Origin of the sequence: Nocardia arizonensis, assembly GCF_001310275.1 — a bacterium.
In the GTDB taxonomy this organism is placed as follows: Bacteria; Actinomycetota; Actinomycetes; order Mycobacteriales; family Mycobacteriaceae; genus Nocardia; species Nocardia arizonensis.
The window spans coordinates 20480-31839 of sequence record NZ_LGYZ01000116.1 but is presented as its reverse complement, the minus strand read 5'-3'; the positions used below and the strand labels follow the sequence as shown (position 1 = coordinate 31839).

Sequence of the window (11360 nt, the reverse complement as noted above, 5' to 3'; positions counted from 1 at the left end):
GACCCGACCCGGACCAGCGGGGAAGATCGAACCGAGCGCTGAAGTCGATCTGGACTTCCCGCGCGAGTGGATCGAGTTCGTCGACCCAGCAAATGACGAGCATCTGATAGCCGCCGACCTCACCTGGCTGCTTTCGCGATGGACCTGCGTCTTCGGCACACCCGCCTGCCAGGGCATCCTCTCCGACCGTCCCGACGATGGCTGCTGTTCGCACGGCGCTTTCCTGTCCGACAAGGACGACAGGGATCGCCTGAAGGATGCTGTGAAAATGCTCACGCGCGCGGACTGGCAGCTCATGGACGAGGCCGCCGACGCCAGGGGCAGGATCACCCGCAAGGGCTATCTGGAGCTCGACGAGCTCGAGGACGAACCCGCGTTGCGCACCCGACGTTTCGAGGGCGCCTGCATTTTCCTGAACCGGCCCGGTTTCGCGGGCGGAGTCGGCTGCTCGCTGCACACGATGGCGCTGCGCCGCGGCCTGCTGCCGCACACCGTGAAACCGGATGTCTGCTGGCAGTTGCCGATCCGTCGCACCCAGGAGTGGGTGGACCGTCCCGACGGGGTGCAGATCCTGCGCACCGCGATCACCGAATACGACCGGCGCGGCTGGGGTCCGGGCGGTCTGGATCTGGATTGGTACTGCTCCGGATCCCCCGACGCCCATGTGGGCGCGCGGCCGGTGTGGCAGTCCTACGCCCCCGAACTGACCGAACTCATCGGCGAACCCGCGTACGCGGAGTTGGCGCGCATCTGCAAGCGTCGCGAGGGTCTCGGTCTGGTCGCCGTACATCCCGCGACGGTGCACGCGCTGCGAAACGCGGAGCAAGCACAATCCGAGGCGACGCCGGCCTGACCGCACCTTCACAAGGGCGGCGCACAACCGATCACCGGTCACTGCCGCCCCGCAACATTCGCGCATTCCTCCCCGCACCCGGTGACCAGCGAACCCTCACCTTATCGGTCGCTTGTCCAGTTTTGCGAAATGATCACATTTCACATATTCCTTCCCTTACTGTGCGAGAACCCACACACCGTGGGCAGCACAGGAGCAAACCCATGAAGACCACCACACCCTGGTTCACCGGACGCCGCATCGCCGCGGGCGTGGCCGGCCTGACCACCGTCACCGCCGTCGCCATCCTCGCCGCGCCGGCACACGCCACCGTCGACTCGATCACCGTCTCGGGCACCGAGCACACGGTGAACAACACCTATACGCTGCGCGCCGAGCTCAGCGGCGCCTCGTTCGGCCTGCTCGTCTACTGGAACGACAACGGCGAGGCGATCACCGGACCCAAGGTGCCCTGGCCGGTGGGCGAATCCTCGGTCGACTGGACACCGAAGACCTCGGGCCAGCACGTCATCACCGCGTCACAGGGCAGCAGCACCAAATCACTGATCGTGAACGTCGCGAGCACTTCCACGCCGCCACCCACCACGACCACCCCGCCACCGACCACCACCACGCCGCCACCGACTACGACGACACCGCCGCCCACCACCACCACAACGACGCCGCCACCGACGACGACCACCACCACCACCACCGAGCCTCCGGTCACGACCACGCCCCCCAAGCCGAATACCGGCAGTTTCGGCGGCTGAGCCGCGAAAGGAGACGCGAATGAGCACCATCATCCGCAGGCTCGAGGCGGGACTCACCGGCGTCGCCGCCATGGCCGCCGCCACGGTTCTGCTCGCGCCCAGCGCGCACGCGACCGTCGATTCGGTGACAGTGTCGGGGACGACCCACCTCATCAATACCGAGTACACGCTGACCGCGCAGCTCAGCGGCGCGAGCATCGGCCTGCTCGTCTACTGGAGCGACAACGGCGAGAACATCACCGGCCCCAAGGTGCCCTGGCCGGTGGGCGTATCCACGATCAACTGGACCCCGACCACCAAGGGGCAGCACATCATCACCGCGGCGCAGGGTGGCAGCACCAAGACGGTGATCGTGAACGTCGTCGATCCGTCCGAGCCCACCGATCCGGGTGGCGGCACCGATCCGGGCACCCCGGGCGGCACCGGCAGCGCCGGAAAGCTGCCGAGCGGACTGTTCGGCAGCAGCTAGCCCGGTCCGGGCGTTTCCTCGCGGAAACACTCCGCCGAAAATCTGAAGCAGTATCATTTCATTTTGCTGTACCCGCCACTCCGGCGGAACGGCAACGGGGAGAACATATGAACAGATCGCGCGGGTCCGGCCTCGGACTCACGGTATTCGCCGCGGCGACGGCGGTCACGGTGCTCGCGGCTCCGTCGGCCTCCGCCGCCGTCGACAGCGTGACCGTCTCGGGCACCGGTTACGTCGTCGGGTCCACCTACACCATCGAAGCGCAGCTCAGCGGGGCGTCCGCGGGCCTGCTGGTCTACTTCAGCGACAACGGCGAATTCATCGGCGCACCGCAGGTGCCCTGGCCGCCCGGTCACGCGTCCATCAGCTGGAAGCCGAGTACGGCAGGTCAGCACATCATCACCGTCGAACAGGGCGGCAGCACCAAGACAACCGTGGTCGACGTCACGAAACCGGGTCAGACCGGCTCCGGCAGCGCGAGTTCCGGCAGCGCGGGCAGCGGCAGCGCGAACTCCGGCAGCGTGAGCACCGGGAGCGCGGCGACCGTGCTCGCGGCGGTGCTCGGCAAGCTGCTCGGACAACTCTTCGGCGGCGTGCTCACCGGCAGCTGACCCGCCGGTCGCCGGGCAGGTGGCCGGCTCGGCCAACTCCGAGCGAATCCGGCTGGTCACCTGCCCGCCATGCGAACTTCACTCACTTCGGGTTGGATGCACCACCATGAAGAAAGCTTTGACGATCGCAGCTATTGTTCTCGGTTCCACCTTTGCCCTGACCGGTGTCGCGCACGCCGAGCCGAACGGCGATCCCGCCAAGTTCGCGGACTGGACCTCGACCTTCGTACCCGCCACCGACCCGGGCGCCGTCAACGCCAAGGCGGAGGGCAAGAACGTGATCATGAGCCCCTACGGCGTCGGCCGCACCATCGCCTGCCGTGGCAACGGCGCCGACGTGCCGATCTACGACTGCATGCAAGAGGACGACCTGGGATGGATCAGCCTGCGCGTCATCGACGTCCCCGGCGTCGGCCCGACCTGGACCTACCTGCCGTAAGGCGACCCGCCGCAGACCACCGAGGGCCGCGTACCGATCAACGGACGCGGCCCTTTTCGTGCACTCGCTCAGGCCTCCAGCTTGTACCCGAGGCCACGCACCGTGACCAGATGCTCCGGCTTGGCGGGATCGGCCTCGATCTTCGAGCGCAGCCGCTTGACGTGGACGTCGAGGGTCTTGGTGTCGCCGACGTAGTCCGCGCCCCAGACCCGGTCGATGAGCTGACCGCGGGTCAGCACCCGACCCGAATTGCGCAGCAGGTATTCGAGCAGGTCGAATTCCTTGAGCGGCAGGGTCACCGGCTTGCCGTTGACCAGCACGGTGTGCCGGTCGACGTCCATGCGCACCGGACCCGCCTCTAGGACACCGCTCTCGCTGGTGCCGTCGATCTCGTCGCCCGCGCCGCGGCGCAGCACGGCGCGGATGCGGGCGATGAGCTCGCGCGCCGAATACGGCTTGGTGACATAGTCGTCAGCGCCCAGTTCCAGGCCGACCACCTTGTCGATCTCGCTATCGCGCGCGGTCACCATGATGACCGGCACGCCGCTGCGGGTGCGCAGCTGCTTGCACACGTCGGTGCCGCTCATACCGGGCAGCATGAGATCGAGCAGCACGATATCCGCGCCGGAGCGGTCGAATTCGGCCAGCGCGGAGGGGCCGTCGCCGACGACGGTGACCTCGAAGCCTTCCTTGCGCAGCAGGAACGCGAGCGGATCGGCCAGCGACTCCTCATCCTCGACGATCAGAACACTCGTCATCTGCGTGCCTCCACACCGTTTGGTCTGCCCACGCCCGAAGGACGCGGGCTGATTTCTCTCATGCTCACCACGACGCCGTCGGATTCCTCTTCTCCGTCGGTCTCGCGGTGCGCGGGTATTCGCAGGGTGAACGTCGATCCGGTGCCGAGCTTGCTCCACAGGGTGATCTCACCGTTGTGGTTGGCCGCGACATGTTTGACGATAGCCAGCCCGAGCCCGGTACCACCGGTGGAGCGCGAACGAGCCTTGTCCGAACGGAAGAAACGTTCGAACACCCGCTCCTGATCCTCCTTGGCGATACCGATGCCACGGTCGGTGACCGCCATCGCCACGTGATCCCCACGCAGCGACCGGCTCACCGAGACGTGCGATCCGGCGGGCGAGTACGCGATCGCGTTCTCCACCAGGTTCGACAGGGCGGTGACCAGCAGGGTCTCGTCACCGAGCACCTCGAGTCCGCTGGGCCGGTCGGTGCTGACGGTGATGCCCGCCGCCTCCGCCGCGGTGCGGGACCGGTCGACGGCCTGCATCACGACGGTGTCCACGTCGACCACCTCGAGTTCGGGCAGTTTCTCCGCGCCCTGCAATCGCGACAGCGCGATCAACTCGGTGACCATCTTGCCGAGCCTGCGGGATTCGTCGAGCACCCGGTTGCCGAAGTGGCGCACGGCGTCGGGATCCTCGGCCGATTCCAGCAGCGCTTCCGCCAACAGACTCATGGCGCCGACGGGCGTCTTGAGTTCGTGGCTGACATTGGCGACGAAATCCCGGCGGGTGGCCTCCATGCGCGCCTGTTCGGAATCGTCGTCGGCGAACAGCACCGTGAAAGTGGTCTCCTCCGGCGACAGCGGGCGGGCCACACCGCGCACCGCGATCCGACTTCGACCCGGTAGCGGGTTCTTCGCCGTGAGGTCGAATTCGGCCGACTCGGCGGTCGCGAGCACCTTCTCCACCGCGGCCCACGCCCGCTCGTCGAGCAGCCGATTGCGGACCAGGCCCAACTCCTCGGCGCGGGGATTGACGAGCAGGACATCGCGGTATTCGTCGACGACCGCGATGCCGCTCTCGGAGGCGAGCACGATGAGGTCGAGAACCTGGGACATGGTGAGACCGGACTCGGCCTGTCGACGGGCGGCCTGACGGGCATTGACATACGGGATCAGTAGCCCGCCGACTGCCAGGCCGACGACAGCCGCGAGGACTGCCAACATCACGGCCTGCGGAACACTCACTCCTGAATCGTACGGTCGCCTACCGACTACCCAACGGTGGGTGCAGGAAGTTTCGCGCAGGTCACAGGGCCTTCGCGGCTTGTTAGCCGGTCGTTTACGAACTGTTTGGCATGCCGCGGCGGGCCGAGTTCCGCACCGCTTCACCCCGGTGCATCCCCGCGCCGAGACCATACCCGCGCCCGCCCCCGCCGCCGGGCTCACCAGTCCGGGTTGCCGCGCACGGGGATGTTCACGAAGCTGGGGTTGTTCGGGTCCAGTTGGAGGTGCTGGGGCCGCAGGCCGGTGTCGATCAGCATCGGCAGGACCGGCAGGCCCTTGGGGAAGTTGCCCGCGAAGACGTCGACGCGCAGACGGTGGCCCGGTGCGAGCACGGCTTCGGTGGCGGTGAGGGTGATGTCGAGGGTGGTCGGTTCCCCCGGCACCGTCGGCTGCCGTGTGTCCAGCGAGGTGAACGGGCGCGGGTCGGTGTAGTCGCCATTTGCCGATCGGCTGCTGTTGGCCTCGTCGACCTCGCGCAGCGAGGCCATCAGTTGTCCTGAGGACAACACGGTGGACTGTCCGTCGGGGGCGACATCGTTGACGGTCACCGTCCAGTAGCCGTCGGCGGCGTCCTGAACGGTGTTGAGCCGCACCGCGATCGGGCCGGAGACGGCGGTCTCGGCGGCCACCGGCGCACTGGTGAAGGTGAGCGCGTTGGTCTCGGCGACGCGGGAGTCCTTGGCGCAGCCGTCGATGATGGACAGCACGCCCGCGCTGCCCTGCGCCGCGTCGTTGGAGCACAGTGTCGTCAGTCCGGGGGCGACGGTCAGCCGGGCGTCGTCGGAAACCGGCGTGGCCGAGAGTGATCCGTCGTACACACTGGCCGCGGTGCCGCTCGGGGCGGCCGAGAGGTACATGCGGCGGTGCGTGGCGGTCTCCGCGCCGGTCGCCGAGGGTCCGAAGCCGCCCGCGGTGACCCAGCCGCCGCCCTGCTGACGCAAGGTCACCGGGCCGTAGCCGTCGATCCCGTTGTCGATTCCCTTGAGCCACTTGTCGAACCAGGCGCGTTGCAGCACGTCCAGCCGTGGCGGCAGGCCCGGCTTCCCGTACTCGTTGCCGGAGTTGAGGTGGTAGGTGTTGCCCATGAGCAACTGCTTCTGGCCCCCGGGCAGCGGAATCTCGTTGTAGATCTTGGATTCGGAGTAGGTGAACAGATCGTGCCAACCACCGACCACGAAGGTCGGCACCCGGATCGCGCTCGGATCGCTGAGGTATTGCTCGCGCGAGGCGCTGGAAGCGGTGAGCAGTTCGAGCAGGCGCGGGTCGGCGTCCTGGAATCGGGTCGAGGTGTAGGCGTTGAGGAACACGTCCATGAAGGTCAGCGGCGAGGCATTGCGGTCGGCCAGCCACTGCCAGTCGAAGTCGCCGGTCACGATGGACTGCACGTCGGGCACCCACTTGAGGGTGTTGATCGCGGTGAGCCACAGCGGAATGAAGTTGAAGCCGAAGCCGCCGCCGGGCGCGAGTACGTCGTTGACCAGGTCGCTGCCGGGGACGACGGGGAAGATCGCCTTCAGCGCGGGCGGCTGTTGCGCCGCGGCCTGCACCTGGTTGATGCCCGAGTAGGAGATGCCGTTCATGCCGATGCGCCCGTTGGACCACGGCTGGTGCGCGGCCCAGTCGATCACCTCGAGGGTGTCCTGCTGCTCGCGGGCGCGCAACATATCCCATTCGCCCTGGGAGAATCCGGTGCCGCGCACGTCGACCACGACCTGGGTATAGCCGCTCTTGATCAACTGCCGGTCGACGGTGAAGTTGCGCAGTTCGCCACCACCGAACGCCTTGGTCAGGTCGGTGACCCCGGACAGCGGTGTGCCGCCGAGGTCCAGCCCGCGCAGCAGGCCGATCAGCGCGTCGGACAGTCCGGGAATGGACTGCGCGTGATCGGCGAGATTGGAGACCAGTTTGGTGTACGGGGTCAGGTTAACCACGGTCGGCGTCGCGGTGTCGACGGGACGGCCGTAGGCGTCCGCGGGCCGATAGACGTTGCCCTTCAGCACTGTTCCGTCACTCATGGTGATCGGGACGTCCCATTCGATGTAGACGTTGGGGTACTGCTGATCGGCGTCCTGGGTCGCCGTCCAGGCCGCGCCCGCCGCGCCGCCGTCGGGACCGGTCGATTCGGGCGCGGCCGCGGCGCCGGTGCTGAGGAAGGGGACGAGCAGCGCGGTGGCAACCGCGGCCACTGTGGCCCGCAACGCGTACTTCATCGGATGTGATCCACCTCTCGGACTGTCCAACGCCCGGAAGCATATCCAACCTACTGCCTGGTAGGAACGGGAGGTTACCCGCGAGTCGGCTGAATAGACGTTCACATACTTGCCGGGTGGCGACACCGGCGCAAACGGATCACGGCACCGAAACGGCGACGCGCCGCGGTCCGATGGGGACTGCGGCGCGTCGGAAAGGCGCGGAAGGACTACTTATTACCACCCTGGCCGGCGACCGCCGCGGCGCCCGCGGCGGCGGCCTCGGGATCGAGGTATTCGCGCAGGCCGACCGGACGCAGATTCTCGTCCAACTCGTAGCGCAGCGGAATGCCGGTGGGGATGTTGAGTCCGGCGATATCGTCGTCGGAGATCCGATCCAGATGCTTGACCAGCGCGCGCAGCGAATTACCGTGCGCGGCCACCAGCACCGTCTTGCCCGCCCGCAGATCCTTGGAGATGGTCGACTCCCAGTACGGGACCATCCGATTCACCACGTCCAACAGACATTCCGTGCGCGGCACCTCGATATCGGCGTAGCGCGCGTCACCCTCCTGGCTGTACTCATCGGCGGGATCGATGAGCGGCGGCGGGGTGTCGTAACTGCGCCGCCACAACATGAACTGCTCGTCGCCGTACTCGTCGCGGATCTGGGCCTTGTTCTTGCCCTGGAGCGCGCCGTAGTGGCGCTCGTTGAGACGCCAGTCGCGGACCACTGGAATCCAGTGCCGGTCGGCGGCATCCAGCGCGATATTGGCGGTGCTGATCGCGCGGCGCAACAGCGAGGTGTACACGATATCGGGCAGGATGCCGTGTTCGGCGAGCAGTTCGCCCGCCCGCTTGCCCTCGGCGATGCCCTTGTCGGTCAGATGCACATCGACCCAGCCGGTGAACAGATTGAGGGCGTTCCATTCGCTCTCGCCGTGGCGCAGCAGCACGAGGGTGTACGTCATATGGGCCATTCTGGCACGCCACGGCGAGCCCGCCCGCCCGCGCCGTCAGACCGGAGCCGACAGCGCGGTGAGCAATCCCGCGCCGACCAGTGTCGCGTGCTCGCCCAGTTCGGAAGGGACCACTCGCAGGTCACGCAGAAAGCCGATGCGCGCGTGCGCTCCGAGCGCCTCCTGCATGGGCCGCCACAGCGGCTCGCCCGCTTGGGCGAATCCGCCGCCGACCACCACCAGATCCACGTCGAGCAGCGCCGCGGCCGAGGAGATCGCCTGTCCGAGCGCGATTCCGGCACGGCGCAATGCCGCCTTGGCGATCCGGTCGCCCTCGTGGGCCGCCTCCGCCAATTCCTTGCCGGTGTCCCCCGTCCAGCCGCGCTCGCGCGCCCAGCGCACCGAGGACGGTCCGCTGGCGATGGCCTCGACACAGCCGACGCCGCCGCAGGCGCACGGATCGGTGGACCCCGGCACCACCACGTGACCGATATGTCCCGCGTTGCCGGTATGCCCCACCGCGACCATCCCGCCCACGATCACGCCGCCGCCGATCCCCGAGGACACCGTTATCGCCAGCGCGTCCGGGGTCTCGCGCGCCGCACCGAAATGGCGTTCGGCCAGCGCGAGACAGACGCCGTCGATCGCGAAACGCACCGAAGCGCCGGGAAACAACTCCTGCACCGCGGACACGATCGGGAAACCCTCGGCCCACTCGGGAATATTTATCGGCTGCATCAGGCCCGCGGGCGCGTCCACCGGACCGCACGCGCCGATGCCGACCACGTGCACCTCGGACCCGTTCGCGGCCGCGAGCAGCAGACCGCCGCACGCGTCCCACACCCCCGTCGCGGGCACCTGGATACGCCCGACCTCGTGTGTCACACCATCCGGGCCGACCAGCCCGACCGCCATCTTGGTCGCCCCGATGTCCAGCGCGAGCGCCGTCATTCTCACCCCTGCTGTGTCTATGGCCGCGCCTTCGGCGCGGCGGGTTCGCGGCCCCTTGTGTCTCGCGTCCGAGGGGCCGCGACTCGCGACCGCGTCGCATTGTCGCGGCCCCTCGGACGCGAGACGGCCGCGAACAGAAAACGGTGCGCGGCCTTCCCCCGGGATATCGACAGGGGAGAACGCTAGCCGATTACGGGTGATGCGGGGGTGACCGGACTGGTCAGGGCTTGTCCTCGGCGTCCACCAGATGTTCGAAGGCGCGCAGGTTCTTCAGGGATTCACCGCGCGATACCCGCCACTTCCATTCCTTGCGAATGGATTCCGCGAAACCCAGTTCGAGCAGGGTGTTGAAGTCGGCGTCGACTGCCTCCAGCACCTGGCCGAAGACGCGGTCGAGTTCGTCGGGTGTGACCGCGTGGGTGGCGATGCGGCCGACCAGATAGATGTCGCCGACGCGGTCGAGGGTGTAGGCCACACCGTAGAGCCTGCGATTGCGGCGCAGCAGGAATTTGTAGACGCCCTCGAAGTTCTCGTCGGGTTTGCGGCAGACGAACGATTCCGTGCGCACGCCGTGCGTGCCGACGGTGAGCATGAGGTTGGTCTTCAGTTTGCGCTCACCAGGCAGGACGACGACGAAGACGTCCTCGCTCGGGCGGGTGTACTCGATCTCGCGGTCGCGCAGCGTCTCGTCGATGATCCGCGCGGTCTCGGCGGTCGATGTCATCGTGGCACTCCCATCCGGCGCCGCCACAGCGCCCGCGGTCTGGCCTGGCCGCCCAGGCCACGCGGCACACCATACGGTCCGTCGAACACCGCGGCCCGCGCGGCGAATTCGGTCATGGCGTCGGTGTAGCAGGCAAGCAGACCGTCGGCGGTGTGCTCCCAGGAGAAGTGCGCGGCGTGTTCCACCGCGCGAACGCCCATGTGGTGCAGCCGTTCCCGGTCACCGAGCAGCGACCCGAGCGCCGCGGCCCAGTCCGCGATGCGGTGACCGCTGACGAGCAGGCCGGATTCGCCGTCACGCACCGCGGTGCCGAGTCCGCCCACGTCGGCGGCCAGTACGGGGGTGCCGCTGGCCTGCGCCTCGATGGCGACCAGACCGAAGGATTCGTTGTAGCTCGGCACCGCGACGAGATCGGCGGCTCGGTAGATCTGCACCAGGCGTTGCGGCGGCTGGGGCGGCAGGAAGGTGACGCGCTCGGCGATGCCGAGTTCGGCGGCGAGTTCGATGAGCGCGTCGGGGCGTTCGAGTCCGGTGCCGGACGGGCCGCCAACGATCAGCACCCGCAGTCGGCCCGCGCGGTCGGCGTCGGGGTCGCGCAGCAGTTCCGCGGCGGCGCGCACCAGCACGTCAGGGGCCTTGAGCGGCTGGATGCGCCCGACGAAGGCGACGATGCGCTCGGCGGGGTCCAGGCCGAACAAGGAACGCGCCACGACCTTGTCGCCGGGCTGGTAGCGCGACAGGTCGGCGCCCGGCGGCACCACCTCGATGCGTTCGGGCTGCGCGCCGTACAACTCGACGAGTTGGCGCGCCTCCTCGGCGGTATTGGCGATCATCCGGTCGGATTCGGCGATGACCTGCTTCTCCCCGATCTCGCGGGTGACCGGTTCCGGCGAATCGCCCTCGGCCAGCGCGGCGTTCTTGACCGCGGCCAGGGTGTGCGCGGTGTGCACCAGCGGCACCCGCCAGCGGTCCCTGGCCAGCCAGCCGACCTGGCCGGACAGCCAGTAGTGCGAGTGCACGAGATCGTAGTGGCCGGGTTGGTGACGCGCCTCCTGACGCAGCACCTCGGCGGCGAAGGAGCACAGCTGGGTCGGCAGATCCTGTTTGTCCAGGCCCTCGAATGGACCCGCGACCACATTGCGCACCAGCACCCCGGGCGCCGCCTCCTGGACGGGCGGCAGGTTCGAGGATGTCGCGCGGGTGAATATCTCGACTTCGACGCCGCGCCGGGCCAGCTGTACGGCGGTTTGCAGCACGTACACGTTCATGCCGCCCGCGTCGCCGGTGCCCGGTTGAGCCAGTGGTGAGGTGTGCACCGATAGCACGGCAATCCGATGGGGCCGTAAATCCGGGCGTTGACTCACATATCCATAGTGCACGGTGT

Annotated in this window: 12 protein-coding genes; 5 read left to right on the top strand and 7 right to left on the bottom strand. The window is 68.0% G+C overall.

Features of this window, described 5'->3' with window-relative positions; all coding sequences use genetic code 11:
* The first annotated feature begins 25 nt into the window (after positions 1 to 25).
* From APZ21_RS26245 to APZ21_RS26225, 5 genes are all read left to right on the top strand, one after another.
* The gene (locus tag APZ21_RS26245; protein WP_082393469.1) at positions 26 to 853 is read left to right on the top strand and encodes a DUF3109 family protein; all 828 of its coding nucleotides are present in this window, start codon (positions 26 to 28) and stop codon (positions 851 to 853) included.
* A gap of 203 nt (positions 854 to 1056) precedes the next feature.
* The gene (locus APZ21_RS35245; RefSeq protein WP_054815947.1) at positions 1057 to 1605 is read left to right on the top strand and encodes a hypothetical protein; all 549 of its coding nucleotides are present in this window, start codon (positions 1057 to 1059) and stop codon (positions 1603 to 1605) included.
* 19 nt (positions 1606 to 1624) lie between these two features.
* Positions 1625 to 2074: a hypothetical protein gene (locus tag APZ21_RS26235; protein ID WP_054815946.1), complete on the top strand. Its 450-nt coding sequence runs from the start codon at positions 1625 to 1627 to the stop codon at positions 2072 to 2074.
* 107 nt (positions 2075 to 2181) lie between these two features.
* Positions 2182 to 2685: a hypothetical protein gene (locus tag APZ21_RS26230; protein WP_054815945.1), complete on the top strand. Its 504-nt coding sequence runs from the start codon at positions 2182 to 2184 to the stop codon at positions 2683 to 2685.
* 106 nt (positions 2686 to 2791) lie between these two features.
* Entirely contained in the window at positions 2792 to 3124 is a 333-nt protein-coding gene (locus APZ21_RS26225) for a hypothetical protein (RefSeq protein WP_239476814.1), read from the top strand.
* A 68-nt stretch (positions 3125 to 3192) separates the two neighbouring features.
* Here APZ21_RS26225 and APZ21_RS26220 read toward each other — a convergent pair whose 3' ends face one another.
* The 7 genes from APZ21_RS26220 to mshA all read right to left on the bottom strand — a co-directional run bounded on the left by APZ21_RS26220 (position 3193) and on the right by mshA (position 11355).
* Complete coding sequence (locus APZ21_RS26220; RefSeq protein ID WP_054815944.1) at positions 3193 to 3882, bottom strand: response regulator transcription factor; 690 nt, start codon at positions 3880 to 3882, stop codon at positions 3193 to 3195.
* The gene (locus tag APZ21_RS26215; protein ID WP_054815943.1) at positions 3879 to 5114 is read right to left on the bottom strand and encodes a sensor histidine kinase; all 1236 of its coding nucleotides are present in this window, start codon (positions 5112 to 5114) and stop codon (positions 3879 to 3881) included. The genes APZ21_RS26220 and APZ21_RS26215 overlap by 4 nt, the downstream gene beginning before the upstream one ends.
* 197 nt (positions 5115 to 5311) lie before the next feature.
* Positions 5312 to 7363, bottom strand: coding sequence for a CocE/NonD family hydrolase (locus APZ21_RS26210; protein ID WP_054815942.1), 2052 nt, complete (start codon positions 7361 to 7363; stop codon positions 5312 to 5314).
* A 209-nt stretch (positions 7364 to 7572) separates the two neighbouring features.
* Complete coding sequence (locus tag APZ21_RS26205; RefSeq protein WP_054815941.1) at positions 7573 to 8313, bottom strand: phosphoglyceromutase; 741 nt, start codon at positions 8311 to 8313, stop codon at positions 7573 to 7575.
* Between the two features lie 45 nt (positions 8314 to 8358).
* Complete coding sequence (locus tag APZ21_RS26200) at positions 8359 to 9252, bottom strand: ROK family protein (protein WP_054815940.1); 894 nt, start codon at positions 9250 to 9252, stop codon at positions 8359 to 8361.
* Between the two features lie 220 nt (positions 9253 to 9472).
* Positions 9473 to 9976, bottom strand: coding sequence for a type III secretion system chaperone family protein (locus APZ21_RS26195; protein ID WP_054815939.1), 504 nt, complete (start codon positions 9974 to 9976; stop codon positions 9473 to 9475).
* Positions 9973 to 11355: a D-inositol-3-phosphate glycosyltransferase gene (gene mshA / locus APZ21_RS26190; RefSeq protein ID WP_371852381.1), complete on the bottom strand. Its 1383-nt coding sequence runs from the start codon at positions 11353 to 11355 to the stop codon at positions 9973 to 9975. Before mshA ends, APZ21_RS26195 begins: the two co-directional genes overlap by 4 nt.
* Between the last annotated feature and the right edge of the window lie 5 nt (positions 11356 to 11360).